Source organism: Mycobacterium sp. IDUB_37 (assembly GCF_055419245.1).
In genome coordinates, this window is the sequence record NZ_JBVAXG010000002.1 from 313,120 (window position 1) to 337,960 (window position 24,841).

The 24,841-nt window shown below is 63.8% G+C and carries 23 protein-coding genes and 2 pseudogenes; 16 read left to right on the forward strand and 9 right to left on the reverse strand.

Features of this window, described 5'->3' with window-relative positions:
* Window positions 1-15: 15 nt before the first annotated feature.
* The gene (locus ACZY1I_RS08055) at window positions 16-780 is read right to left on the reverse strand and encodes an enoyl-CoA hydratase/isomerase family protein (protein ID WP_463753826.1); all 765 of its coding nucleotides are present in this window, start codon (window positions 778-780) and stop codon (window positions 16-18) included.
* 99 nt (window positions 781-879) lie between these two features.
* On the opposite strand from ACZY1I_RS08055, the gene ACZY1I_RS08060 reads away from it, so the two are divergent.
* The 7 genes from ACZY1I_RS08060 (at window position 880) to ACZY1I_RS08090 (ending at window position 6,970) form a co-directional block, all read left to right on the forward strand.
* A complete protein-coding gene (locus ACZY1I_RS08060; protein ID WP_463753827.1) occupies window positions 880-1,302 on the forward strand; it encodes a lipoprotein LpqH in 423 nt (140 codons plus the stop codon).
* A gap of 124 nt (window positions 1,303-1,426) precedes the next feature.
* Complete coding sequence (locus ACZY1I_RS08065; RefSeq protein WP_463753828.1) at window positions 1,427-2,617, forward strand: amidohydrolase family protein; 1,191 nt, start codon at window positions 1,427-1,429, stop codon at window positions 2,615-2,617.
* On the forward strand, window positions 2,614-4,071 hold the full coding sequence (locus ACZY1I_RS08070; protein WP_463753829.1) for a FadD3 family acyl-CoA ligase: 1,458 nt from the start codon (window positions 2,614-2,616) through the stop codon (window positions 4,069-4,071). Before ACZY1I_RS08065 ends, ACZY1I_RS08070 begins: the two co-directional genes overlap by 4 nt.
* 414 nt (window positions 4,072-4,485) lie before the next feature.
* Entirely contained in the window at window positions 4,486-5,502 is a 1,017-nt protein-coding gene (locus ACZY1I_RS08075) for a hypothetical protein (RefSeq protein WP_463753830.1), read from the forward strand.
* Window positions 5,499-6,137: a twin-arginine translocation pathway signal gene (locus ACZY1I_RS08080; protein WP_463753831.1), complete on the forward strand. Its 639-nt coding sequence runs from the start codon at window positions 5,499-5,501 to the stop codon at window positions 6,135-6,137. The genes ACZY1I_RS08075 and ACZY1I_RS08080 overlap by 4 nt, the downstream gene beginning before the upstream one ends.
* An 11-nt stretch (window positions 6,138-6,148) precedes the next feature.
* A complete protein-coding gene (locus tag ACZY1I_RS08085) occupies window positions 6,149-6,778 on the forward strand; it encodes a fatty-acid--CoA ligase (RefSeq protein ID WP_463753832.1) in 630 nt (209 codons plus the stop codon).
* A 12-nt stretch (window positions 6,779-6,790) separates the two neighbouring features.
* Window positions 6,791-6,970, forward strand: a complete 180-nt coding sequence (locus ACZY1I_RS08090; RefSeq protein ID WP_463753833.1) for a (2Fe-2S)-binding protein — start codon at window positions 6,791-6,793, stop codon at window positions 6,968-6,970.
* 2 nt (window positions 6,971-6,972) lie between these two features.
* Here ACZY1I_RS08090 and ACZY1I_RS08095 read toward each other — a convergent pair whose 3' ends face one another.
* On the reverse strand, window positions 6,973-8,703 hold the full coding sequence (locus ACZY1I_RS08095; protein ID WP_463753834.1) for an alpha-keto acid decarboxylase family protein: 1,731 nt from the start codon (window positions 8,701-8,703) through the stop codon (window positions 6,973-6,975).
* Here ACZY1I_RS08095 and ACZY1I_RS08100 point away from each other — a divergent pair.
* The 4 genes from ACZY1I_RS08100 to ACZY1I_RS08115 all read left to right on the forward strand — a co-directional run bounded on the left by ACZY1I_RS08100 (window position 8,702) and on the right by ACZY1I_RS08115 (window position 11,257).
* Complete coding sequence (locus ACZY1I_RS08100; protein ID WP_463753835.1) at window positions 8,702-9,145, forward strand: SRPBCC family protein; 444 nt, start codon at window positions 8,702-8,704, stop codon at window positions 9,143-9,145. The two genes, ACZY1I_RS08095 and ACZY1I_RS08100, sit on opposite strands and share 2 nt — an antisense overlap.
* Before the next feature lie 5 nt (window positions 9,146-9,150).
* Entirely contained in the window at window positions 9,151-10,239 is a 1,089-nt protein-coding gene (locus tag ACZY1I_RS08105; RefSeq protein WP_463753836.1) for a CaiB/BaiF CoA transferase family protein, read from the forward strand.
* Window positions 10,240-10,295: 56 nt separating this feature from the next.
* Window positions 10,296-10,757, forward strand: a complete 462-nt coding sequence (locus ACZY1I_RS08110; RefSeq protein ID WP_463753837.1) for an SRPBCC family protein — start codon at window positions 10,296-10,298, stop codon at window positions 10,755-10,757.
* A gap of 65 nt (window positions 10,758-10,822) precedes the next feature.
* On the forward strand, window positions 10,823-11,257 hold the full coding sequence (locus ACZY1I_RS08115; RefSeq protein WP_463753838.1) for an SRPBCC family protein: 435 nt from the start codon (window positions 10,823-10,825) through the stop codon (window positions 11,255-11,257).
* Here ACZY1I_RS08115 and ACZY1I_RS08120 read toward each other — a convergent pair.
* Window positions 11,211-12,420: pseudogene (locus tag ACZY1I_RS08120) on the reverse strand (pyridoxal phosphate-dependent aminotransferase). The gene ACZY1I_RS08115 and the pseudogene ACZY1I_RS08120 sit on opposite strands and share 47 nt — an antisense overlap.
* Window positions 12,421-12,651: 231 nt before the next feature.
* Between ACZY1I_RS08120 and ACZY1I_RS08125 the strand changes: the two are divergent.
* Window positions 12,652-13,863: an acetyl-CoA C-acetyltransferase gene (locus ACZY1I_RS08125; RefSeq protein WP_463753839.1), complete on the forward strand. Its 1,212-nt coding sequence runs from the start codon at window positions 12,652-12,654 to the stop codon at window positions 13,861-13,863.
* Between the two features lie 4 nt (window positions 13,864-13,867).
* Complete coding sequence (locus ACZY1I_RS08130; protein WP_463753840.1) at window positions 13,868-16,012, forward strand: 3-hydroxyacyl-CoA dehydrogenase NAD-binding domain-containing protein; 2,145 nt, start codon at window positions 13,868-13,870, stop codon at window positions 16,010-16,012.
* 70 nt (window positions 16,013-16,082) lie between these two features.
* Here the strand turns inward: ACZY1I_RS08130 and ACZY1I_RS08135 are convergent, their stop codons facing one another.
* Genes ACZY1I_RS08135 through ACZY1I_RS08145 form a run of 3 tightly spaced genes read right to left on the reverse strand, consistent with a single transcriptional unit; the run spans window position 16,083 to window position 18,800 of the window.
* Window positions 16,083-16,688, reverse strand: coding sequence for a class I SAM-dependent methyltransferase (locus ACZY1I_RS08135; RefSeq protein WP_463753841.1), 606 nt, complete (start codon window positions 16,686-16,688; stop codon window positions 16,083-16,085).
* 9 nt (window positions 16,689-16,697) lie between these two features.
* Window positions 16,698-17,564: an LLM class F420-dependent oxidoreductase gene (locus ACZY1I_RS08140; protein WP_463753842.1), complete on the reverse strand. Its 867-nt coding sequence runs from the start codon at window positions 17,562-17,564 to the stop codon at window positions 16,698-16,700.
* A 30-nt stretch (window positions 17,565-17,594) separates the two neighbouring features.
* Window positions 17,595-18,800 carry an FAD-dependent monooxygenase gene (locus tag ACZY1I_RS08145; RefSeq protein WP_463753843.1) on the reverse strand — a complete coding sequence of 402 codons (1,206 nt, stop codon included), beginning with the start codon at window positions 18,798-18,800 and terminating at the stop codon, window positions 17,595-17,597.
* Window positions 18,801-18,874: 74 nt separating this feature from the next.
* Here ACZY1I_RS08145 and ACZY1I_RS08150 point away from each other — a divergent pair, with 74 nt between their 5' ends.
* Window positions 18,875-19,411, forward strand: a complete 537-nt coding sequence (locus ACZY1I_RS08150) for a TetR/AcrR family transcriptional regulator (protein WP_463753844.1) — start codon at window positions 18,875-18,877, stop codon at window positions 19,409-19,411.
* A 23-nt stretch (window positions 19,412-19,434) separates the two neighbouring features.
* Window positions 19,435-20,418 carry an LLM class F420-dependent oxidoreductase gene (locus tag ACZY1I_RS08155; RefSeq protein WP_463753845.1) on the forward strand — a complete coding sequence of 328 codons (984 nt, stop codon included), beginning with the start codon at window positions 19,435-19,437 and terminating at the stop codon, window positions 20,416-20,418.
* A 10-nt stretch (window positions 20,419-20,428) separates the two neighbouring features.
* On the opposite strand, the gene ACZY1I_RS08160 is transcribed toward ACZY1I_RS08155, so the two are convergent.
* From ACZY1I_RS08160 to ACZY1I_RS08170, 3 genes and pseudogenes are all read right to left on the reverse strand, one after another.
* The gene (locus tag ACZY1I_RS08160; protein ID WP_463753846.1) at window positions 20,429-21,049 is read right to left on the reverse strand and encodes a hypothetical protein; all 621 of its coding nucleotides are present in this window, start codon (window positions 21,047-21,049) and stop codon (window positions 20,429-20,431) included.
* Window positions 21,050-21,213: 164 nt separating this feature from the next.
* Window positions 21,214-22,459 (reverse strand): annotated as a pseudogene (locus ACZY1I_RS08165) (serine/threonine-protein kinase); the annotation flags it as partial.
* Window positions 22,359-24,269: a serine/threonine-protein kinase gene (locus ACZY1I_RS08170; protein ID WP_463753847.1), complete on the reverse strand. Its 1,911-nt coding sequence runs from the start codon at window positions 24,267-24,269 to the stop codon at window positions 22,359-22,361. The pseudogene ACZY1I_RS08165 and the gene ACZY1I_RS08170, both read right to left, overlap by 101 nt.
* Before the next feature lie 153 nt (window positions 24,270-24,422).
* Here ACZY1I_RS08170 and ACZY1I_RS08175 point away from each other — a divergent pair, with 153 nt between their 5' ends.
* Window positions 24,423-24,836, forward strand: a complete 414-nt coding sequence (locus tag ACZY1I_RS08175; RefSeq protein WP_463753848.1) for a Zn-ribbon domain-containing OB-fold protein — start codon at window positions 24,423-24,425, stop codon at window positions 24,834-24,836.
* Window positions 24,837-24,841: the final 5 nt, after the last annotated feature.

Here is a 24,841-nt window from a genome sequence, read left to right on the forward strand (position 1 = left end):
TTATTGCGGTGGCCGTCATATCGCTCCTCCGGCAGCTGGGCGAGGATTGGCTGTGCGATTCATGACCCGCTCGGCGGCCTGCCAATGCGCGTCCGCCACCCACAACCGTGCAAACGATGCTATCGCCTCATCAGCGGAAACACCGCTGATTACGCGCTTTATCTCGGCGGCCGGACGGCGGGCCAGCGAAACCGCGATCGACCGCCAGCCCTTGTCGGCGGAGTCGAAGGATGCCCGTGGCAGCACCACGTCTACCAAGCCCAGGCGCTCGGCGTCGATGGCATCAACCGGGGTTCCCGCACCCGCCAACAGCAGCGCCCTGCTCTTGCCGACCAGTGCGGCCAACCGCTCGGCGCCGCCCCACGCCGGCATGATCTCCAGCTGCACCTGGTTGAAGGCGATCCTGATGTCGTCCGCGGCCACCCGGATGTCGGCGGCAACAGCGACCTCAGCACCCCCACCGAAGGCGTGCCCGTTCAACGCGGCGATCACCGGAGCCGGAAAGGCGGCGATCCGGTCGCAAACGGACCGCATCCGTTTCGCCATCGCCGCAGCGTCCTCCTCGGTGCGCAGGGCGCTCAGCTCCTTGAGGTCACCGCCGGAGACGAACGCCCGGTCGCCGGCACCCTTGATCACCAGGGCCAGAGCGCCTGTCGCGCCATCGAGTGCCTGCTGCAGCTGGTCCATGGTTTCCAGCGCAATGGCATTGCGGGCATGAGGACGGTCGATGGTAATTACCGCCAGCCCGGTGTCGCTGTCGTCGAACTCCAGGTCGACCATGCGTGATAGCTCCTCAGGCGAGAACAGCGATATTGGCATTCTCGTGCACGGAGAATAGCATCATCAATGCAGGTCGAGAAGCTGTACAGGGAGTGCCAGATGCAGAACCGGATCGCGGTCGTAGCGGCAGTGGTGGTGGCGACAGGGGTCGTCGGCGCCTGCAGCACACCGTCACAGGGCCAGCTCGCCAGCACCGCAACCGCGACCGTCAACGGCAATGACGTCAAACCCGACCTCGTCAGGTGCTACCAGCAGGAGTGGTACCGCACCATTCAGCTCGGCGACGATGCGTCGGGCGCCACGGTCGTTCTCGACGAGCGGAAGCATCCGGGCACCGCGACGTCGGTCCGCTTCCACAATTTCGGTGGCTTCACCGGCACGTATTCGCAGGGCAGCGGGGAAGCGGCAAGCACCCGCTTCGACGGCAGTACCTTCGTCATCACCGGCACTGCGAACGGCGCCAGCACCGCAAAACCCACCGAAGCGTCCAGTGCCGACTTCAAGATCAGCGCGAAGTGCTGACCCCCGCATTCTGAGCTGAACTGCCCCGGTTCGGGCCGGCGCTTGCGATCGCGAGGTGACCGGCGCGCATTGCGTATGACGCCGTATGAGAATATTATTCTCAGAAATTGCGAAGGAGGATTCCATGGGTCAGTTGTCGCATCGGGTGGACGTTCCGTTCCCGATATTTGACGCAGATAACCATCTCTACGAGCCGCCGGAGGCGCTGACCAAGTTCCTGCCGAAGGAGTACAAGAACCACGTCCAGTACGTGCAGATCAACGGACGCACCAAGATCGCGATCCGCGGCCAGATCAGCAACTACATTCCCAACCCGACCTTCGAGGTCGTCGCCCGGCCGGGCGCCTGGGAGGAGTACTTCAAGTACGGCAACCCGGACGGCAAGTCGAAACGCGAGCTGTTCGGTGAGCCGATGCGCGCGATCCCGGCGTTCTTCGAGCCTGGTCCGCGCCTGGAGAAGATGAACGAGCTGGGCCTGGACCGCACCCTGATGTTCCCGACGCTGGCCAGCCTCCTCGAGGAGCGGCTGTCGGACGACCCCGTTGCCATCCACGTTCTCGTCCACGCGCTGAACGAGTGGCTCGACGAAGTCTGGGGCTTCAACTACCAGAACCGCATCTTCACCACCCCGGTCATCACCCTGCCGATCGTCGAGAAGGCGATCGAGGAGCTGGAATGGGCGGTAAAGCGCGGTGCGCGTTGCATCCTGGTCCGGCCGGCTCCGGTCCCCGGCTTCCGTGGTCCAAGGTCGTTCGCGCTGCCCGAGTTCGACCCGTTCTGGGAGCGGGTCGTCGAGTACGACGTGCTGGTCGGTATGCACTCCAGCGACAGTGGCTACTCCCGGTACACCTCCGAGTGGGATGGTGCCAGCGCGGAGATGCTGCCGTTCCAAACCAATGCGATGGGCATCCTCAACGAGTGGCGGCCGATCCAGGACTCGGTGGGGTCGTGGGTGATCCACGGTGCGCTCTACCGGCACCCCAAGCTGAAGGTCGCCATCGTCGAGGCCGGTTCGAAGTGGATGAACCCGCTGCTAGATGGCCTGGCGGAGGTCTTCCGAAAGGCCCCGGAGGCGTTTCCGAGCGACCCGGTCGAGATGGTCAAGAATCGCATTCACGTCAGTCCGTTCTTCGAGGACGGCATCGACGACCTGGTCAACCTCGTCGGTGTTGATCAGGTGCTCTACGGCTCGGACTGGCCGCATCCCGAGGGACTGGCGGAGCCGACCTATTACATCGAGGCGCTGTCGCATCTGTCCGCCGACGACCAGGCGAAGATCATGGGCGGTAACCTCGCCCGGCTTGTCACGGTGTGACAGGCGCGCAATTGTGGGAGACCATCCCCGAGATGGTCTTGAGTGCGGCGGACCGTTTCGGCGATGCGGAAGCGGTCGTGGACGGTCCGCTGCGCTACACCTTCGCTGAGCTTGTCGATCGAATACGCTGCGCTGCAGGTGCTTTCGCCGAGCTCGGGATCGATAAGGGCGACCGGGCGGCCATCTGGGCGCCCAATTCGGCCGACTGGATAATTGCCGCGTTCGGGTTGCTCACTGCGGGCGGCGTGCTGGTGCCGGTCAATACCCGCTTCAAGACGGACGAAGCCGGCGACATCATCGTCCGCAGCGGAGTCAAAGCGGTCCTTGTGGAGACGGGATTTCTGGGCCAGGACTACAGCGCGCCCGCGGGTGTCCCGGTGATCGACCTCAAATCGGACTTCCTGTCCAGTGGATCACCTTTCGAGCGATCGGTGAGTGGTGCCGACGTCTCCGACATCATCTTCACCTCGGGCACGACTGGCCGTCCGAAGGGCGCGATGATGAATCACCGTCAAACCCTGCGGATGTACGAGGAGTGGGCGACGCTGGCGGACCTGCGCCAGGGCGACCGCTACCTGCAGATCAATCCGTACTTCCACACCTTCGGATTGAAAGCCGGCCTCGTCGCATCCTTCTTGCGGGGCGCGACGATGTTGCCGGTGCCGGTGTTCGACATCGACACGGTGGTGAATCTCATTGAGCGCGAACGGGTCACGATGCTGCCCGGGCCGCCGACGTTGTATCACTCGTTGCTCACGATCGGCGACAAAGCGCGGTTGTCGACGCTACGGGCAGGAGTGACCGGAGCCGCCGACATCCCCGTCGAACTGGTTCGCCGTATTCATCACGAGTTACCGTTCCAGACGTTGATGACCGGGTACGGCCTCACCGAGGCCGGCAACGTCACCCTGTCCAGGCCGGGTGATTCTTTCGAGGACGTGGCCACGACGGCAGGCGTGCCGTGCGAAGGGGTCGAGGTAACCATCGCCGACGACGGCGAGGTTCTGGTCCGCGGCTATGGCGTGATGGCGGGCTACCTCGACGATCCCGCCGCCACCGCCGACGCGATCGACGCCGACGGTTGGCTGCATACCGGCGACCTGGGGAACTTCACGGGGGCTGACGGTGGACCGCAGCGGGGCCGGCTGCGGATCATCGGACGCAAGAAGGACATGTACATCGTCGGCGGGTTCAACGCCTATCCAGCCGAGATCGAAGGATTTCTGCTGAACCATCCGGCCGTCGCGCAGGCCGCGGTGATCGGTGTACCCGATGAGCGGCTCGGGCAAGTCGGGAAAGCGTTCGTCGTCCGCAAAAGCGCTGTCGGCGTTGATGAATTGATCGACTGGTGTCGGGACCGCATGGCGGGGTTCAAGGTGCCACGATCAGTGCAGTTCCTGGAATCCTTGCCGCTCAATGCAACCGGCAAGGTAGTCAAAGACCTGCTTCGCTGACGCTGAGGTCAGTTTTGAAAGTGCGGCGATATGTCCGATTCGAGAATGCTATTTCCACAGCTTGTCATGCATTTTGAGGGTGATGCTTCGGTATGGCAGGTAATGTCCTGGGCAGACGGTGATAATCTGCCTCTCCGAGGGCTACCGACGGGAACGGTCGTGAGCTGCCCAAATGTTCACGCGCTATCGCGGGTGCCGAGTAGGGTGGCCAACGGCGACGCCCGTCGCACCCGCACGGCATCGGAACGGGCACACAGTTTCGACCGTCCGATATCGTCGGCGACCAACGGATTTGTCACCGACGGGCCAGCGGTAGAGGAGTGACAGATTGACCGACGAGCAGCCTCGTTCTCGAACCGATGAGCGGAGCGTGGCGGCGCCCGCCGCGGTGCTGCCGACTCGGATTTGGCTCCGGTGAACAAGGGCGACTCACCGCAGACCGCCGCGGAGATGCGTTCTCTGGCCGATCAGGCGGAGGCGGAGGCTGCCGAAGCTGAGGCGCTGGCCGCTGCCGCCCGGGCCCGCGCTCGGGCAATTCAGTTGCGCCGCGAAGCCGAACTGGCTGCCGTGGAAGAGCCAGCCGACAAGCCAGTCGAGGCACCAGCCAAAACTGCTGCAGAGGACGCAATTCCCGCAGATCCCGCACCGTCGGTAGACGACGGTGCGGATGCGGGCAAGACCGTGGAGCCGACCACGGTCAAGGTGCGCAAGACCAAAAAGCCCAAACTGATTAAGACGAAGCCGGTTGACGAGCCGGCGGCTACCGACGCTGCCGACGAGCCGGAGAAAGTCAAGCTCGAGAAGAGTCCGGCTGCTGGCAAAAAGACACTTGCCCCCGCCGACGAGGCGCACGAAGAAGAGGTTCTCCAAGAGACGGAGGAAGCCGCACCCGAGGAATCGTCCACTGGTTTGGTGCGGCGTTGGGTGGGTGGGATCCGGCGCCCGAACCTGTCCGTGGTTGCAGCGGTCTTCGCTGTCCTCGTTTGCTTTGCTGCATTAGGGGCCAGCGTGGAGATGGCCATCTTGCACAAGAACGCGAACCGCGAGCACCAACTCGTTGCCGAGTACTCCGCGGCTGCCAAGCAGGGCGTAGTGACGTTGACATCATTGGACTTCGCACACGCAAAGGAAGGTGTGCGCAACATCCTCGAAGTCTCCACCGGCACATTCAAGGACGATTTCGTGAAGATGGCGCAAGACTTCACCAATGTCGTCGAACAGTCTCAGGTGATATCGCAGGGCTCGGTTCAGGCCACCGCGGTGGACCTCGATACGCTGACCGATAATTCAGCGGTGGTGCTGGTCGCGAGCACCTCGGAAGTGACCAATGCTGCTGGCGCCAAACAAGATCCACGAAAATACCGGCTGATCGTGACCGTCACCCGTGAGGGCGGGCAGCTCAAGATGTCGAGAGTGGAGTTCGTGCCGTGACCGCCAAGGAAACTTCGGTCACCGATAAGGCCGCGAAGGCCGAGAAGGCCGATAAGGCCGACGAGGCCGAACCCACTGCGAGTGCCGGAAAGTTCCAGCGCCTGACCGGGCGGGTGAAGGGTTTCTCGTCATCGGGGCGGCGGAGCAGATGGTCGGGAAACATTGGTGTCGCCCTGGTGACGGTGCTGGTGGTGACATCGCTGGCGGTGCTGGGCGGGCTGTATTGGTTCTCCTACAAGCCGGATCGCGAGGTTGATCAGGCGGCCGCCAAGTCGGCAATCGCGGCGGCCACTGATGGCACCATTGCGATTCTGTCGTATTCGCCGGACACGCTCGACCACGATTTCTCCACTGCGAGATCGCATTTGACGGGCGAGTTCCTGTCTTACTACGACCAGTTCTCGCAGCAGATTGTCGGCCCGGCAGCAAAACAGAAGTCAGTGAAGACGAGTGCGGTGGTGCTACGTGGCGCGCTGACCGAATTTCACCCCGACTCGGCCATTGTCCTGCTGTTCATCAACCAGAGCACGCAGAGCAAAGACCGGCCGGAGCCGACGATGACGTCAAGCAGCGTTCTTGTCACGTTGACGAAAAACGATGGAAAGTGGCTTATTTCGCAGTTCAATCCGGCTTAGGGGCGGCGCCAATGAGTGACGGCGACATTCATTCGATGGTCATCGCGTCGGATTACCGTATTCCTGATCCGAGCCGGGTGTGGCCGCTGCTCGAACGAAACAAGGCGGCGCTCGCCGACATCGGTGCTCACCACGTCTTGGTCTACTCGTCTACCCACGAATATGGCCGGGTGCTCGTGATGATCGGCGTACACAGCCGTGAGCCGATCGTGGAATTGCTGCGCTCCCGAGTGTTCTTCGACTGGTTCGACGAGGCGGGTGTCGAGGACATCCCTGCGGTCTTCGCCGGCGAGATCGTCGAAAGGTTCATCACCACGCCCTCTTTAGCGCCGAAGGCGCCCGGAGTCGTGCTGGCTGCCTTCGCATCGGTGGACGACGTGTCGACACTGGCGGCCGAGGTCGGGTTCGCGATGGATCGGTTCGCCGCGGCCGGGGTGCGAAAGACGTGGGTCTTTCAGGCTTTCGATGATTCCCATGAAGTGTTGATCCTGCAGGAGTTTCCGGACGAAAAGGATGCACGCGAGTGGATCGACCATCCGGACGCCACGGCGCAGTGGATGAGGGGTGGTGCGGGAGTGGGCGCCTACCCGCCGCTGTTCGTCGGCCGGTATTTCGACATGATGCGGATCGGCACGGAATAAGCGGATTGCGCGATGTTCGTATGCCTCTGTAACGGCGTCACCAGTCACACGGTGGTCGAGGTTGTCGCTGCCGGCGCGTCCACTTGCAACGAGGTGGCCGCCGCTTGCGGTGCCGGCGCTGATTGCGGACGCTGCCGGCGCACCGTGCGGGCGATCATCGCGTCATCGTGCGACGACCGGGCGCACCACTAGCTCTAGTCGCCTTTCGGCTGCATCGGCCCGACGAGTTGCGCTAGCAAGGGCGGGATCTCGAGTTGCGGCAACACCACTTCGACGAACACCATGCGGTCCTGGTGTTCTGCGGCCGCGGTGAGTGCGTCGTCGAGTTCGCCGTTCGTCTCGGCTCGGAACACCAGCGGATTCGCCACACCTAAGGTGCGCGGGATATCGGTCCAGCTCCAGCTGACAATGTCGTTGTAGGGAGCCGTTTCTCCGTGGATCGCGCGCTCTACCGTGTAGCCGTCGTTGTTGACCACCACGATGACCGGCGACAGCCCTTCGCGAGAGAAGCTGCCGAGTTCTTGCACGGTTAGTTGAGCGGCCCCGTCGCCGATCAGCAACACAATGCGGCGGTCGGGATGTGCCACCGCGGCGCCGAATGCGGCTGGCAATGTGTAACCGATTGAGCCCCATAGTGGTTGGCCGATGAAGGTGACCCCGTGCGGCAACCGATGGTCCGCCATGCCGAAGAATGAGGTCCCCTGATCGGCCAGCACCACGTTGCCCGGGGTGAGCGCGGCGCACAGCCTGTTCCACAGGTGCTGTTGGGTCACCTTCTGATCGCGCTGCGGCGTGGGCGGCGGCGGTTCGGCGGGCGGCGCTGCGACGGGGGGTGAACTGATCCCGCGAGTGGTCAGGATGGTGGTCAGCGCCTCCAACGCGGCGGTCATGTCCAGGGGTGCGAAGACCTTGTCGGCCACGCTGCTCTGGTACTGGCCGATGTCGATGGTCCGGGCCGGGTCGATGTGCTGGCTGAAGAAGCCGCTGACCATGTCGGTGAACACCACCCCCGCGGTCACCAGCACCGGCGCCTGCTCGATCGCGGTGCGGACACGGTCTGCGCTTGCCGATCCCGCGTAGATACCCAGGAAGTTCGGTGAGCTCTCGTCGAGCAGGCTCTTGCCCCACATCAACGTCGCGTGCGGCACCACGTCGGCCGCCAGTAGTTCCTCCAGTTCCGCGACCGCCTGCAGGCGGTGCACCAGCAGGTCGGCGAGCACCGTCAGCTGTTGATCGCCGATGAGTTCGGTGGCGGCTTCAGCGAACATCGCCAATGCCCGTGGGCTGGTGCCTCCGGTGTAACGAGGGAGCGGGTCCGCGGGCGGTTCGGTGGGGAAGCGGGCCACATCGGTGGACATCAGGATGTACCCGGGTCGCTTCTGCTCCCGTACCTCCGATAGCACCCGATCGATCTCTCTGCAAGCGGTTGCCGGCATGAGATTTGCCTGGGCGCAGGTGATCTCACGGCTGATTCGAAAGAAGTGCTCGAAGTCGCCGTCGCCGAGCGAATGGTGCAACGCCCGGCGGGTGGCCTGCGCATCCTTGGAGGGGCCGCCGACGATGTGGACGACTGGCACGTGTTCGGCGTAGCTTCCCGCGATGGCGTTGGCGGCCGAAAGTTCGCCGACGCCGAATGTTGTTACGAAAGCAGATAATCCGCGAAGTCGACCGTAACCGTCGGCCGCGTAGCCCGCGTTGAGCTCGTTGGCGTTGCCGACCCAACGAAGCTTCGGATGGGCCAAAATGTGGTCGAGGAATGCAAGGTTGTAGTCGCCGGGAACTCCGAAGATCTCCGAGACGCCGAGTTCGGCAAGGCGGTCGAGAAGGTAGTCGCCCACGGTGTATACGGAGTCAGTCACGAAATCGACGGTACGCCTTGAAACACCTATTCCCGCCGGGGCGCTCCCGCGATATCGTGCGGCCATGGCAATCAAAGAAACCCGCGAAATCGTCATCGAAGCCAGCCCTGACGAGATCCTTGACGTCATCGCTGACTTCGAGGCGATGCCCGAATGGTCGGGACCGCACGTCAGCGCAGCAATCCTCGAGACGGGTGCCGACGGGCGGCCGAGCCAGGTCAATATGAAGGTCAAGACGGCCGGAATCACCGACGAACAGGTGATCGCCTACACCTGGAACGGCAACGAGGTGAGCTGGACGTTGGTCAGCTCCAGCCAGCAGAAATCGCAGGACGGGAAGTACACCCTGGTTCCGAAGGGCGACAAGACCTTGGTCAGATTCGAGGTCACCGTCGACCCGAACGTGCCATTGCCCGGTTTCGTGCTCAAGCGTGCCGTCAAGGGGACGATGGACTCCGCGACCCAGGAGTTGCGTTCGCGGGTGCTGAAGGTCAAAAGGGGCGAATAGTCCCTGTGACGGACGGGCTTGGCGGGGGGCCGCTGGCCGGGGTGAAGGTCATCGAACTTGGTGGTATCGGACCTGGGCCGCACGCGGGGATGGTGCTCGCCGATTTGGGGGCCGACGTGGTGCGGATTCGACGGCCCGGTGGCTTAAGGATGCCGGCCGAGGATCGGGACCTGTTGCACCGCGGCAAGCGAATCGTCGATCTGGATGTCAAGACCCAGCCCGAGGTGTTGCTGGAGTTGGCGGCGAAAGCCGATGTGCTGCTGGACTGCTTTCGCCCCGGCACCTGCGAGCGACTCGGTATCGGACCGGACGACTGCGCAGCGGTAAACCCTCGTCTTATCTATGCGCGCATCACCGGCTGGGGACAGGATGGGCCGCTCGCTTCCACCGCGGGCCATGACATCAACTATCTGTCGCAGACCGGCGCCATGTCGTCGCTCGGATACCGTGATCGACCACCGACGCCGCCCCTGAATTTGGTTGCTGATTTCGGCGGCGGCTCGATGCTGGTGCTGCTCGGCATCGTGACGGCGCTGTATGAGCGGGAGCGATCCGGCACCGGGCAGGTCATCGATGCCGCGATGGTCGACGGTGTCAGCGTGCTCGCCCAGATGATGTGGACGATGAAGTCGTCTGGGACGCTCCGCGAGGAGCGTGAATCATTTCTGCTCGACGGCGGCGCTCCGTTCTACCGGTGCTACGAGACCTCGGACGGCAAATACGTCGCAGTCGGCGCAATCGAGCCACAATTCTTCGCCGCCTTGCTGTCTGGGCTCGGGCTGTCGACCGACGAGGTGCCTAACCAACTCGACGCCGGAGCGTTCCCACGAATGCGCGAGTTGTTCGCCGAGAAATTTGCCAGCCGTACGCGCGACGAGTGGACCGAGGTTTTCGCCGGTTCCGACGCCTGCGTGACACCGGTGCTGAGCTGGGGTGAAGCGGCCACCGACGCGCATCTGACCGCGCGATCGACGGTGATCACCGCGCACGGTTTCTCGCAGGCCGCACCCGCGCCGCGCTTCTCCCGTACGCCGGCCGGGCCGGTGGGCCCGCCGCCGGCCAGCACCACGGCGCTGACCGAAATCGGCTGGTAACAAGTAATTGACGCAACACCCCACGAGACTGGACCGGCGTTGCTAGCTTTGCTTTAGTGGCTGTTCAAGCATCGCGAGAAATTGTGATCAGCGCGGCGCCGGAGAAGGTTATGGAGGCGCTGCGAGATGTCAGCGCGCTGCCACTGTTATCGCCGCTGCACAAGAAGGTCGAAGTAATCGACAGCTATCCCGACGGCCTACCGCGTCATGTCAAAGCGACTGTCAGGATTCTGGGCCTTGTCGACAACGAGATTCTGGAATACCACTGGGGTCCGGATTGGGTGGTCTGGGACGCCAAAAAGACGTTCCAGCAACACGGTCAGCACATCGAGTATTCGGTCAAGCCCGAGGGCGTCGACCAGTCTCGGGTGCGGTTTGACATCACCGTAGAACCGTCCGGGCCCGTGCCGGCCTTCATCGTCAAACGCGCAAGTAACGCCGCTCTCGTTGCGGCGACCGAAGGGCTGCGCAAGTTGGTCGAAAACGGGACGGCTGACGGCCCAGACCCAGTCGACTAGCGCATCCCGCCGCTGTCAGTGCGTTTCGCCGTGGATCGCGGGACTCCGTTGCTAACTTGATAGCAATGGCCATCCAAGCATCGTCCGACATTTTGATCGACGCATCCGTCGAGAAGATTATTGACGTGCTCGCAGATATTAATGCGCTGTCGTCGTGGTCGTCGGTGCACAAACGGGCCGAAGTCATCGACACTCATCCCGATGGTCGCCCCCACCATGTCAAGGTCGCTATCAAAGTCACAGGGATCATCGATACCGAAATCCTCGAATATCACTGGGGGCCGGACTGGGTGGTGTGGGACGCGAATCGGACCGCCCAGCAACACGGCCAGCACGGCGAGTACAACCTCACCATGGAGGGTGAGGAACGGACCCGGGTGCGGTTCACGATGACCGTCGAACCGTTCGCGCCGCTGCCGGAATTCTGGGCGAAAATGGTTCGCAAGAAGATCCTCAGTACGGCGCTGGAAGACCTACGCAAACGGGTGCTGGGCGACTAGCGCAGCGCGGCCAGTCGCTTGATTGCCTCGTCGATGGTGTCGTCGCGCTTGCAGAATGTGAAGCGGACCAAGTGATTCCAAACATCGGCGTGCTTGGCCGCCGGATCGCAGAAGGCTGACATCGGGATGGCGGCTACGCCGACTTTTTCGGGTAGTGCCGCACAGAACTCGGTGCTGTCGTCGTATCCCAGTGGTCGGGGGTCCGCGCACAGGAAATAGGTGCCGTAGCTGTCGTGCACCGCGAAGCCGATGTCAGCCAGTGCCGATGACAACCGGTCCCGTCTGGCTTGCAGCGTGCTTCGAAGGGTCGCCACCCAGTTGTCCTGGGTGTTCAGTGCCAGTGCCACGGCCGGCTGGAACGGGGCCCCGCCTACGTAGCTCAGATACTGTTTCGCTGCCCGCACGCCTGCAATGAGTTGTGCTGGGCCGCAAGCCCATCCGATCTTCCAGCCGGTGCAGTTGAACATTTTTGCGGCGCTCGAAATGGTGATCGTGCGCTCGGCCATTCCGTCGAGGCCCGCCAGCGGTATATGGGTACGGTCGTCAAACACGAGGTGCTCGTAGACCTCGTCGGTAATCACCAGAAGGTCTGCGGTCACTGCGATCTCGGCAATGGCCCGCAATTCGGGCGCACTGAGCACGGCGCCGGTCGGGTTGTGCGGCGAGTTGACGATCAGGGCTCGGGTCCGCGGTGTGATGGCACGCCGCAGCGCGTCGGCGTCGAGTGCGAAGCCGCTGCCGTCGGCGACCAGCGGCACCGCCACCCGGTGCGCGCCGGCCATCGCCAGCACCGGCGAATAGGAGTCGTAGAACGGCTCGATCAGCAGCACCTCGGAGCCGGGTTCGATCAGGCCGAACACGGCGCTGGCGATGGCCTCGGTCGCCCCGACCGTGACCAGTACCTCGCTTTCGAGGTCGTAGCTGATGCCGAAATGCCGCCGGCGCTGGTCGGCGATGGCTTGGCGTAGTGGTGCGATGCCCAGTCCCGGCGGGTACTGGTTGATGCCGTCGGCGATCGCGTCCTGGGCGGCCTTCAGCATTTCGGGAGGGCCGTCCTCGTCGGGAAACCCCTGTCCCAGGTTGACCGCGCCGATACGCGCGGCCAGCGCGGACATCTCCGCGAAGATCGTGGTCGCGTAGGGCTGCAGCCGCGGGACCGTCATGGTGGTCGAGCTTAGGCGGGTAAGTGGCCGGTGAGCGTGCGGCCGGCAACACATTCGGCACCGAGTGTGTGTTCGGCCTCACACTGGTCGGCGAGGGCGGCCGGTCGAGGGTCCTGACCTGCAATATCCCTCCCAACCAACAGGTTGGCCGAACGCTTTGTTAGTGTGCCCCTACTGGACCTATTCTTTAAGCGGATCCAAACCCTTCCCATTTTGGAACAGGAAATTTACATGTCCGAAGAAGCCTTCATCTATGAGGCCATCCGCACGCCGCGTGGCAAGCAACGAAACGGCTCGCTGAACGAGGTCAAGCCTTTGAGCTTGGTCGTCGGTCTCATCAACGAGTTGCGCAAGCGCAACCCCGACCTTGACGAGAACCTGATCAGCGACGTCATCCTGGGATGCGTCTCGCCCGTCGGTGACCAGGGCGGCGACATCGCCCGGGCCGCGGTGCTCGCATCCGGCATGCCCGTCACCGCTGGCGGCGTCCAGCTCAACCGCTTCTGCGCGTCCGGCCTGGAGGCCGTCAACACCGCCGCGCAGAAGGTGCGCTCCGGCTGGGACGACCTGGTACTGGCCGGTGGTGTCGAGTCGATGAGCCGCGTGCCGATGGGATCCGACGGCGGCGCCATGGGCCTCGACCCGGCGACCAACTACGACGTCATGTTCGTCCCGCAGGGCATCGGCGCCGACCTGATCGCCACCATCGAGGGCTTCTCCCGCGACGATGTCGACAGCTACGCGCTGCGCAGTCAGGAGAAGGCGGCCGAGGCATGGTCCGGCGGCTATTTCGCCAAGTCCGTGGTGCCGGTCGTCGACCAGAATGGTCTGCTGATCCTCGACCACGACGAGCACATGCGTCCCGAGACCACCCGGGAGGGTCTGCTCAAGCTGAAGCCAGCCTTCGAGGCCCTCGCGGCCATGGGTGGCTTTGACGATGTAGCGCTGCAGAAGTACCACTACGTCGAGAAGGTCAACCACGTCCACACCGGTGGCAACTCCTCCGGGATCGTCGACGGCGCAGCGCTGGTCATGGTCGGGAACGAGGCCGCGGGCAAGTCGCAGGGGCTGACTCCGCGGGCGCGCATCGTGGCGACTGCGACCAGCGGCGCCGACCCGGTGATCATGCTGACCGGACCCACCCCGGCCACCAAGAAGGTGCTGGACCGCGCCGGCCTGACGGTCGACGACATCGACCTGTTCGAGCTGAACGAGGCGTTCGCGTCGGTGGTGCTCAAGTTCCAGAAGGACCTGAACATCCCGGACGAGAAGCTCAACGTCAACGGCGGTGCGATCGCCATGGGCCACCCGTTGGGTGCCACCGGCGCAATGATTCTCGGCACCATGGTCGACGAGCTGGAGCGTCGCAACGCCCGGCGCGCCGTGGTGACGCTGTGTATTGGCGGCGGCATGGGTGTCGCGACGATCATCGAGAGGGTTTAAGTACATGGCCGACAACACAATTCAGTGGGACAAGGACGACGACGGCATCGTCACGCTGACTCTGGACGACCCATCGGGATCGGCCAACGTCATGAACGAGGCGTACATCGAGTCGATGGGCAAGGCCGTCGAACGCCTTGTCGCCGAGAAGGATTCGATCACCGGTGTGGTGATCACCAGTGGGAAGAAGACCTTCTTCGCCGGTGGTGACGTCAAGAGCATGATCCAGATCGGTCCGGAAAATGCCGGTGAGGCTTTCGATCTGGTCGAGAACGTCAAGAAGCAGCTGCGCACCCTCGAGACCCTGGGCAAGCCAGTGGTGGCCGCGCTCAACGGCGCTGCGCTCGGCGGTGGCCTGGAGATCGCGCTGGCGACCCACCACCGTATTGCGGCCGACGTCAAGGGATCGCAGTTCGGATTCCCCGAGGCGACGCTGGGCTTGCTGCCGGGTGCCGGTGGCGTCACCCGTTCGGTGCGCATGTTCGGCATCCAAAACGCTTTCATGAATGTCCTGTCGCAGGGCACCCGGTTCAAGCCGGCCAAGGCCAAGGAACTCGGTCTGATCGACGAGGTGCTGCCGACCGTCGAAGAACTGGTCCCGGCCGCCAAGGCATGGATCAAGGCCAACCCCGACGCCCACGAACAGCCTTGGGACAAAAAGGGTTACAAGATCCCCGGCGGCACTCCGTCGTCGCCCGGCCTGGCGTCGATCCTGCCGTCGTTCCCGGCGTTGCTGCGTAAGCAGATCAAGGGCGCCCCGATGCCGGCACCGAAGGCAATCCTGTCGGCAGCCGTCGAGGGTGCACAGGTCGACTTCGACACCGCCAGCCGCATCGAGAGCCGCTACTTCACCACGTTGGTCACCGGCCAGGTGTCCAAGAACATGATCCAGGCGTTCTTCTTCGACCTGCAGTCCATCAACAATGGTGAGTCGCGGCCGGACGGCATTGCGCCGGTCAAGATCAACAAGATCGGCGTCCTCGGCGCCGGCATGATGGGCGCGGGCATCGCCTACGTCTCGGCGAAGGCCGGTTACGACGTGGTGCTCAAGGACGTTTCGCTCGAGGCCGCTCAGAAGGGCAAGGGCTACTCCGAGAAGCTGGAGGCCAAGGCCCTGGAGCGGGGTCGCACCACCCAGGAGAAGAGTGACGCCCTGTTGGCGCGGATCACTCCGGCGGCTGACCCCGCCGACCTCAAGGGCGTCGACTTCATCGTCGAAGCCGTTTTCGAGAACCAGGAACTCAAGCACAAGGTGTTCCAGGAGATCGAGGACGTCGTCGAGCCCAACGCCCTGTTGGGGTCGAACACCTCCACGCTGCCGATCACTGGTCTGGCAACGGGCGTGAAGCGGCAGGAAGACTTCGTCGGAATCCACTTCTTCTCACCGGTCGACAAGATGCCGCTGGTGGAGATCATCCGGGGCGAGAAGACTTCCGACGAGGCGCTGGCCCGCGTGTTCGACTACACCCTGGCCATCGGCAAGACACCGATCGTGGTCAACGACAGCCGCGGTTTCTTCACCTCGCGTGTCATCGGCACCTTCGTCAACGAGGCGCTGGCGATGCTCGGTGAGGGCGTCGAGCCGGCCAGCATCGAGCAGGCGGGTTCGCAGGCCGGCTACCCGGCGCCGCCGCTGCAGCTGTCCGACGAGCTCAACCTGGAGCTGATGCACAAGATCGCCACAGCTTCTCGCAAGGGCATCGAAGACGCCGGTGGCAAGTACGAGGCGCACCCGGCAGAAGCCGTGGTAGAGAAGATGATTGAGCTCGGTCGGTCTGGCCGGCTCAAGGGCGCGGGCTTCTACGAGTACCCCGAAGGCAAGCGTTCAGGCCTGTGGCCGGGCCTGCGGGACACGTTCAAGTCGGGCTCATCGGAGCCGCCGTTGCAGGACATGATCGATCGCATGCTGTTCGCCGAGGCGCTGGAAACGCAGAAATGCCTCGACGAGAACGTGCTGACGTCCACGGCCGACGCCAATATCGGGTCGATCATGGGCATCGGCTTCCCGCCGTGGACCGGCGGTAGCGCACAGTACATCGTGGGCTACGAAGGCCCGCTCGGCCGCGGCAAGGAGGCCTTCGTGGCCCGTGCCCGTGAGCTGGCGGAGAAGTATGGCGAGCGCTTCTTGCCGCCGGACTCGCTGACGTAATTTTTCTGCCGCGAGCAGACGTAAAGCCCCCAAAACAGCGTTGTTTTGGGGGCTTTTACGTCTGCCCGCGCTAGGAAGCGCGCTGCAAGAGGTAGTAGCGGCCGGGGTTTTTGCCGTTGTGGTCCAGGGTTGGTTCATCGCCAGAGGACAACAGTGTCCAAGCCGGTGTGAATCGTCGCTGTATCTCTTGCAGATCGATCCCGCGTACTCCTGGTGACCGGCCGGGCACCATCGCCATTACGAGCATGCGGGTCTCGGTTGTCGACAGCGCTGTGACCTCGTGGACGTAGGCATCGCGGTCGTCGTCGTTCATGCCGTGTAGGCAGCCGTTGTCGACAATCAGCCTGAAAGCTTGGCCGACTCTCGCCGAGCTCAGCCGGGTAACGTCGGCGCGCACAAATCTGGCGTCGACGCCCGCTGCGCTGGCTTTGGCGCGGGCTTTGTCGAGAGCCTGTGCCACGTAGTCGATTCCGGTTGCGTGCCAGCCGTGGTTGGCCAAGTAGATCGAGTTGTCCCCTGTGCCGCAACCGATGTCGAGTGCGACGCCGGCCGGCAGAGCGTCGACTTCAACGAGTTCTCGAAGCTTGTTGCCGATCGGGTGACCGTCCCAAGGCACGACGCCGAGCCGGTACAACATCCGATACTGCAGGTGCTTGAGCCGGTGGTTGAGCGCCATGCTCAGCCTCTAGTTGGTCTCATGGGCGGCAGCAAGCCGGCGCCACTGCTCTCTGGGAAAAACCTGCGGGTCGGCATCGAGCACCTGCACGCAGACATGATCCGCCCCGGCGGAAAGGTGCTCGTTGACCCGCCGCAGGATTGCTTCCTCGTCGCCCCAGGCGATGACTGCGTTGAACAGGCGATCGCTCACCTGGGTCAGATCGTCTTTGGAGAATCCGCTCCGCAACAGGTTATTGGCATAGTTCGGCAACGCCAAATACGATCGGAGCCAATCGGTTCCGATACTGCGCGCCTCATCGACGCTGTCGCACAGGATTGCGGTCTGCTCCGGGAGCAACAACAGGCCATCACCCAAAGTCGCACGGGCAGAAGCGGTGTGGTCGGGCGTTGACAGGTAGGGGTGGGCCCCGGCGGCGCGGCTCGCGGACAACTCCAGCATCTTGGGGCCCAGCGCCGCCAGCACTCGCCGGTCAGCGGGGACGGGCTTTTCGGTGGCATCCAACGCGTCGAGAAAGGATGCCGTTGCTGCCAGTGGTTTGCGATACCGCCCCGGCTGCCCGGCGTCGATCAGCGGTGCATGGCTGACTCCGATCCCCAGCAGAAACCGATCGCCATGTTCTCCGGTCAGTGCAGCGTAGGAGGCGGCGACGTCGTCGGCGGTGTGCATCCAGAGGTTCAGGATTCCGGTGGCGATGACGGTTCGTCTGGTCGCTGCGAGCAGCCGACCTACTGCGTCAAAAACCGGCCCACCAACGTCGGGGATCCATAGGGCAGTGAAGCCGAGTTCGTCCAATTCCGCTGCGGCGTCGGCGGCTTCGGATGCATCGCTGTAGCGCAGTTGGCTGCTCCATATTCCGAGACCAGTGAGTTGCATGTGCTTTGTTCCTCTCTTAAGTGACCGTGCCTAGACGTGCGAGTAGTCCTTGAACTGCATCGAGTCGAAAAGCCTGGCGCCCTTGGTATTCAGCTTGGCGGCGGCCCTGGTGAGTCCTGCGGGCAGCAGCGTGATCAGTTGTCCGGCACGGGTGAGGGCCAGAACGCCGGCCGCAGAGTTCGGCACGATGCTCTTCGCCGCCGTGCGGGCAAAGGCGCGACTGCGACGCACCGGGTCCGTCATCTGCTGCTCGTAGGCTGCGAATGCCGCCGTGTAGTCGCCGCCTGCCGCTGCCAGCTCGCCGGCCAGTATGTAGGCGCCGAGTACCGCGATGCTGGTGCTCCCGCCGACGGCGGGCCCCGGGCAGTACCCGGCGTCGCCGACCAGGGTGACCCGTCCGCGCGACCAGGTTTCGAGTTGCAACTGGATGATGGAGTCGAAGTAGAAAGTCGGTGCGCGGTCGAGCTGATCCAGCCACCCGTCCACCGTCGGATTCATTCCGTCGAACGTTGCTCGCAGTATTTGGTGCTGGCGCAGTACATCTCGATGGTGGTACTGCAATTCATCCTTGCGCCGAAACATGAATAGTGCGCGTGCATCGTCTAAGGGTTGCGCGGTGTAGATCCCGGCCATGCGGCCGGCTCCCAGATGGATGACCATTTCGCCATCGCGCGCAGACGATTTCGGCACCGACAACACGGCCAGATAGCCGCCGAGAAACTGGGTACGACCGGCGTCTTCACCGAAGACGAGTCGGCGAACGTTGGAATGCAGCCCGTCGGCACCGATCACGACGTCGAAGCGGCGTGGCGCGGCGTGCTCGAAAGTCACCTCGCCGTCGTCGGCGGATATCGAGGTGATCGAGTCGCCGAACATGTACTCGACCTCGTCGCAACCGGCGTTGTAGTAGACCTCGCTGAGGTCGTCGCGCATGATCTCCACGTGTCGGTCGGACCCAGCCGCAACGAGTTTGGTGATGTCGATCCGTGCCGGGTGCTTGGCGCCTTGGCGGTATAACGTCATTTCGGTTGTGCCGGTGGCCAAGGCCTCGATTCGGGACAGCACGCCCATTTTCTCCGAGACTTCCATCGCCGGCCGGAACAGGTCGACGGCATGGCCACCGGTCTTACGGAGTTGCGGGGCGCGTTCGACAACCGTGACGTCAAAGCCGTACCGGGCGAGCCAATAGGCCAGTACCGGCCCGGCGACGCTGGCGCCTGAGATCAAAATGCGCATGACGCCCTCCTTACTTAACGTTCGGTAAGCCCGTTGGTCAGCTTACCTATCGGTAAGTCAGTTACGCTAGACCGGTGACCAAGCCCAGGTCGGACACCAGGCAGCGCATCCAGGAGGCCGCTCGCGATCTGTTCTCCCGCAACGGCGTGCAACGAACCAGCTTGCAAGACATCGCCGACGAACTCGGGATTACCAAGCCCGCGCTGTACTACCACTTCAGTTCGCGGGAAGACCTGGTGCGCAGCATTCTGGTGCCGCTGATCGACGAAGGGGAACGGTTCGTCGCCGAGCGGGAGGGCGGAAGTGACACCGACGTCCGCGAGTTGTTGTACGGCTACTTCGACTTTCACCACCGGCACCGTGATGACCTGATGCTGGTGTTGGCCGAACTGACGATGCTGGCCGACCTGGGCCTCGTCGATACCGTGCTGGCCTGGCGGGAGAGGCTCGGCAAGTTGGTGTTCGGCCCCGAACCGACGCTGGCCGAAGCCACTCGGGCGGTGCTGGCGTTCGGTGGTCTGCAGGACTGCTGCCTACAGTTTCCCGAGGCGCCGCGTGAGGAACTGCGGGAGCTTTCGGTGGCCGCAGCGCTGGCTGCGTTGGGCGTTTAGGAGAGCGGTCTAAAGTCACGGCTATGCGCTTCGGTCTCTTCATCCCGCAGGGCTGGCGAATGGATCTCGTCGGCATCGCACCCGAGCAGCACTGGGCGGTGATGAAGGGTCTGGCCAGTTACGCCGACGGGGGTGCCTGGGATTCGTTGTGGGTGTACGACCACTTCCACACGGTTCCGGTGCCCAGCGACGAAGCCACGCACGAAGCCTGGTCCTTGATGGCGGCCTATGCCGCGGTCACCTCACGGATCAAGCTCGGCCAGATGTGTACCGCGATGAGCTACCGCAATCCGGTGTACTTGGCAAAGGTAGCGGCCACCACCGACCTCATCTCCGGTGGCCGGGTTCAGATGGGCATCGGCGGCGGCTGGTACGAACACGAGTGGCGCGCTTACGGCTACGGCTTCCCGTCGGCCGGAGTACGGCTGGGCCGGCTCGACGAAGGAGTGCAGATCATGCGCGACGCCTGGCGGGACGGCAAGGTCAGTTTCGACGGCAAGCACTACCAGGTGGACCGCGCGATCGTTGCTCCGAAACCATTGCAAGACAATGGTATTCCGCTGTGGGTCGCCGGCGGTGGCGAGAAGAAGACCTTACGGATCGCCGCGCAGTACGCGCAGTACACGAACTTCACCCCGGAGTTGGAGGGGTTTGCGCACAAGTCGGAGGTGCTCGCGGAGCACTGTCGCAACCTGGGTACTGACTTCGACGCGATCGTCCGGTCGTCGAATTTCACTGCGGTGCTGGGCACTTCGGAGGCCGAGGTGAAAGACCGGCAGCAGCGGGTACGCGACCGACTGGCCGGTTATGTGCCGGAGGCGCTGGCGGATTCGATGGCCTCCGGTATGCCGGATGGGGCGACGGGTACGCCGGAACAGGTCATCGAGCGGCTGTCCAAGGTGCGTGATCTCGGCTGCGAGTACGCCATCTGCTACTTCCCGGAAGCCGCGTATGACCGGTCGGGTATCGAGTTGTTCGAGCGGGAAGTGATCCCCGCGCTGAGCTAGCCACCCAACGCTAATCGCCTGTGCGCGCGGCTGTCTGCTCGAACTCCGTGTCGATCGCGCAGTTGCCCGTCTGTATCTGGCGCCCGTGTCCGCTGAGCAGCTGGATCGGATTCTGTGGTGGCTGGGGCAGCGGAAAGTGCGCGCTGATACTGAAATGCGTGATGCCACCGGCCGGACATGGGTAATCCTCTTCGGTGTCCAGGCTCCAGATGCCGTTGGCGAATATCAGCGGAAGGTCACCCGAACTCCCGTGGAAGTAGCTGGCACACTGCGTGCCGGTGCGTAGACACGTGGTGGCGACTGCGGCATCGGCCGGCGGGCCCGGAATTCCGCGCTGAAAGGTGCGTATCAAGTGATAGTGGCCGTGCAAAGCTTCGGCGGGCGATGCCACCCGTGGCGGTAGGGTCGCCGGGTCAGTCACCATGTTGACGTCAAGGTCGCCGGTGCGGGTCAAAGTCAGCGTTCTCTTGTCTCGGCAGGTCTTCGCGCTGGTCCGGACGAATTCGCCGGTCAGGGTGCCGTCGGGGCCTGGCGTGAGCGTATAAGCCTGCCAGGATTCGGTCGGGTTGGTCAGACACTTGTCGGGGATTGCGGCCACGGCTAGCCAGCGGCCGCCGACCTCGTCAAACACCAGCGAGGACGCTAGGTCGTCTGAGCCTCGGGATGTCCGCGTTGCCGTGGCCACGCACCCGGTGTTTCGGCACAACGAGCGCAGGCCGTAGGCGACCGTGACGGGTCCGGCTGTGCCGGGGTTGCCGTCGAGGTCGGTGTCCGCTCCGAAGTCGGCCCGGTAGGTGCCGTTGAAGGGGCCGGGGGTGTCGGGGGTGACGGAAGTCGTGGTTGGCGGGGGCGCCAGGGTGACAGTGGTGGTCGGCGCGGAACTGGTAGCGGACGGGGTGGCGCGAGGCTTTTGGGTGAGTTGGGTAGTGGCGAAGATGCCGACGCCGATCAGCAGGGCGACAACGAGCAGGGCGCCGACGAGTATGCCGGTTCTTCGACCGGGCTTGTTTTCGGCGGGTGTTGGCAAGGTGGGGGCGGTGGCCGCAAACGGGATGGGTGCGGAGACGGGGAAGGCAGGCTGGGTGCCGCTGTATTCGCCGGTGAGGAAACTGCTTACCAGGGCGGCGAACTCGCTACAGGTACCGAACCGGCCCCACGGCTCCTTGGCCATGGCTCGCATGAACACCCAATCCAGTCCCGCCAACTGGGCGCGACGGGCGCTGATCGAGGGCGGTGGGGCACTGACGTGTTGGGCGACGACCACTGTCGGGTTGTCGTGCGCGTAGGGAGGCATGCCGGTCAGCAGGTGAAATGCCGTGCAGGCCAATGCATATTGGTCGGCGCGGCCGTCGAGCGGTTCACCTCGGAGTTGTTCAGGGGCGGCGTAGGCGACAGTGCCAACCGCCATGTTGGTTCCGGTCAGTCCCGCTGAATCGTTGATGCGGCGGGCGATGCCGAAATCTGCCAGATAGATCCGCCGTCCCTGCCGGTCAGGATCGGTCAGCAAGATGTTGGCCGGCTTGACGTCGCGGTGCAGCAGGCCGCGGTAGTGGGCATAGTCCAGTGCCGATCCGACCGCGGTCACGATCGAGGCCACCTCCTCGACGGGCATGCCGGACTGGTAGCGCTCCGTCACCAGTTGAGCGACATCAGTGCCGGCCACATAGTCCATCGAAATCCACAACTGGCCGTCATGTTCGCCGCGGTCTTGGATCCCCACGATCTGCGGATGAGACAGGCCAGCGGCCAGATCGGCTTCGCGGGTGAACCGCGCGCGATACTCCTCATCGCCGGTGAACTCCGCCGGCAACACCTTGAGTGCGTCGTCCCGCGGCAACCGCGGATGGGTCGCCAAGTACACCGTGCCCATGCCCCCGGCGCCTAGGACACGCAGAATCTTATACCCTGCAAACTCTTGGCCGACCTGCAGCGGCATTTTCTTAATCGCCTGTGCGCGTGAACGTTTCGGCGAAATCGACATTGACCGCGCAGGATCCCGTCTGCACCCATCGCCCGTTGCCGGTGAGAGTGGGAATCGGATCTTGCATCGGTTGGGGTAGCGGGTACTGGCCGTTGGCTTTCAGGGTCGCCGCGTCTCCATTGGGACACTTCCCGTTGCTCGAGTCATCCCAGGTCCAGGCGGTGCCTTGGAAAATCATCGGTACATCACCGGTTTTGGAGTGGAAGTAGCTCATGCACCGATCGCCGGTGCGCAGACAGTAGGTGATGATCAGCGAATTGCCCAGTTGCTCAGGGTTTCCGCCGACGAAGACCCGGGTCAACTTGTAGTGGCCGTGCAGTGCTTCGGCCGCCGAGGACACCCGCGGCGGGAGTGTGGCCGGGTCGGGAAGTCCGGGGTCGACGTCGCCGGTGCGGGTGAACTTCACCGTCCGCTTCTCCTGGCAGTTGTTGCGCGCTGTGCGGGTGTGTTCGCCGGTGAACGTGCCGTCAGGCTGTGCCTGTAGCACGAACACCTCCCAGATTTCGCCGGTGCTGTCGCGACACCGGTTGGTGGAAAGGGCCACCGAAATCCATTTCGCGCCCACTTGGTCGAACACCATCGTCGTGGCGAAAGTGGCCTCACCCTTGAGGCGCGACGCTGTCGCTACGCACCCGGCGCCGCCGCACACCGATCGCACGCCGTAGCTGCCGACCGTGGGTGCCGCGCCCGGCGATGGTTGGTCGTCCAGGTTGCCGACAGGTCCGAAGTCGGCGCGATAGGTGCCGGTAAAGGGTCCCGGCTGCGGCGCCGCCGTCGAGCCTTGAGGCTTGTTTTCCGGGCCGGCAGTCGGTTTGGGGGAGGCGGGGGTGGATCTGTTGTGGGACTGGGTGAGTTTGACGCCGGCGAAGACTCCGCCGACGATCAGCAACGCAATCGCGATCAACGCGCCAACAATGAAGGCGTTCCTTCGTTGCTTCGGCTGTCGGATCGGTGCCGTGGGCGGATAGGGGAGCACAATCGCCGGCTGAGTGTGCTGGGCGGACAAGGAGACTGAACTGTCGTGGTGATAGGGAGAAAGGTGTCGGCTCAGTTCGGCGGCGAAATCGCTGCAGTTGCCGAATCGATCGGCCGGGGCCTTGGCCATTGCAGCGGCGAACACGGTGTCGAGTCCGCCCAGCTCGGTCCGGCGCGCTCCGATCGACGGGGGTGGGGCGCTGATGTGCTGGGTGATCACCACGGTGGGATTGGAATCGGCGTACGGCGGTGCGCCGGTCAGCATATGAAATGCGGTGCAGGCCAACGCATACTGGTCGGCGCGACCGTCCACCGGATCGCCTTTGAGCTGCTCGGGTGCGGCGTAGGCAATGGTGCCCACCGCCATGTTGGTGGCAGTCAAACCCGAGGAGTCATCCATCAGGCGGGCGATGCCGAAGTCGGCGAGATATACCCGGCGCTGCTGACCTTCGAGGTCGGACAGCAGGATGTTGGCCGGTTTGACGTCGCGGTGCAACAGGCCGCGGTGGTGCGCGTAGTCCAGCGCCGAGGCGACGGCGGTGATTGTCGACACGACCTCGTCGACGGGCATGCCGCTCTGGTACCGCTCGCGCAGCAGGTGTGAGACGTCGGTGCCCGACACGTAGTCCATCGAGATCCACAGCCGGCCCTCGTCCTCGCCGCGGTCATAAATCCGCACGATGTGGGGGTGCGACAAGCCCGCGGCCAGATCCGCTTCGCGGGCAAAACGCGCGCGATACTCCGAGGCGTCGGTGAACTCGGCGGGCAAAACCTTGATGGCGTCGTCGCGGGGTAGCCGTGGATGCGTCGCCAGAAATACCTTCCCCATTCCCCCCGCGCCGAGCTCCCGCAGGATCGTGTAGCCGGCGAACACCTGGCCAACCTCAAGCGACATGGCCAAATCGTAATTGCTGGGCGATTTCGGCGTAGCGGCAATTGCAAGCGGAGTGCTGCCCAGATTGAGAATGGGATTTCCATCTTTCCGGAACCCTGTTGTACGGTTTGGTGAGTCGCATTATTTCTCACGTCCGACGACGGAGGACCCTCGATGCAAAAAGCACTCGACCCTGGCATTTCGACCTGGCCCGACGACAATCCACAGTTGATCGGCAGCCGCTGCGGCAACTGCGAGGCCACCACGTTCCCCGAGCAGGAACGGTGTCCGCGTTGCAGCCGAGGGGAGATGAGCCAGGTGCTGTTGCCGCGCCGCGGCAGCCTGATCGCGTGGACCACGCAAGGATTCCCGCCCGGCGCTCCGTACGCCGGGCCCACCGGCAAGCATTTCGTGCCGTTCGGGGTGGGCCTGGTGCAACTCGGTGACGTGATCCGAGTCGAGGGCCGACTCACCGAGAACGACCCGGCCAAGCTGCAGTTCGGCCAGGAGGTCGAGCTCACCATGGTGCCGTTGGTAACGAATGAAGAGGGCGAAGAGATCATCACCTTCGCGTTCGAGCCGGTCTAACAGGA

Bases quoted from the DNA above. Each gene is read 5' to 3' on its own strand.
- ACZY1I_RS08065 (WP_463753828.1), top strand. From the start codon at position 1,427: ATGGGTCAGTTGTCGCATCGGGTGGACGTTCCGTTCCCGATATTTGAC.
- ACZY1I_RS08125 (WP_463753839.1), top strand. From the start codon at position 12,652: ATGTCCGAAGAAGCCTTCATCTATGAGGCCATCCGCACGCCGCGTGGC.
- ACZY1I_RS08085 (WP_463753832.1), top strand. From the start codon at position 6,149: ATGAGTGACGGCGACATTCATTCGATGGTCATCGCGTCGGATTACCGT.
- ACZY1I_RS08100 (WP_463753835.1), top strand. From the start codon at position 8,702: ATGGCAATCAAAGAAACCCGCGAAATCGTCATCGAAGCCAGCCCTGAC.
- ACZY1I_RS08095 (WP_463753834.1), bottom strand. From the start codon at position 8,703: ATGGCCGCACGATATCGCGGGAGCGCCCCGGCGGGAATAGGTGTTTCA.
- ACZY1I_RS08130 (WP_463753840.1), top strand. From the start codon at position 13,868: ATGGCCGACAACACAATTCAGTGGGACAAGGACGACGACGGCATCGTC.
- ACZY1I_RS08090 (WP_463753833.1), top strand. From the start codon at position 6,791: ATGTTCGTATGCCTCTGTAACGGCGTCACCAGTCACACGGTGGTCGAG.
- ACZY1I_RS08060 (WP_463753827.1), top strand. From the start codon at position 880: ATGCAGAACCGGATCGCGGTCGTAGCGGCAGTGGTGGTGGCGACAGGG.
- ACZY1I_RS08055 (WP_463753826.1), bottom strand. From the start codon at position 780: ATGGTCGACCTGGAGTTCGACGACAGCGACACCGGGCTGGCGGTAATT.
- ACZY1I_RS08155 (WP_463753845.1), top strand. From the start codon at position 19,435: ATGCGCTTCGGTCTCTTCATCCCGCAGGGCTGGCGAATGGATCTCGTC.
- ACZY1I_RS08135 (WP_463753841.1), bottom strand. From the start codon at position 16,688: ATGGCGCTCAACCACCGGCTCAAGCACCTGCAGTATCGGATGTTGTAC.
- ACZY1I_RS08175 (WP_463753848.1), top strand. From the start codon at position 24,423: ATGCAAAAAGCACTCGACCCTGGCATTTCGACCTGGCCCGACGACAAT.
- ACZY1I_RS08170 (WP_463753847.1), bottom strand. From the start codon at position 24,269: ATGTCGCTTGAGGTTGGCCAGGTGTTCGCCGGCTACACGATCCTGCGG.
- ACZY1I_RS08145 (WP_463753843.1), bottom strand. From the start codon at position 18,800: ATGCGCATTTTGATCTCAGGCGCCAGCGTCGCCGGGCCGGTACTGGCC.
- ACZY1I_RS08115 (WP_463753838.1), top strand. From the start codon at position 10,823: ATGGCCATCCAAGCATCGTCCGACATTTTGATCGACGCATCCGTCGAG.
- ACZY1I_RS08140 (WP_463753842.1), bottom strand. From the start codon at position 17,564: ATGCAACTCACTGGTCTCGGAATATGGAGCAGCCAACTGCGCTACAGC.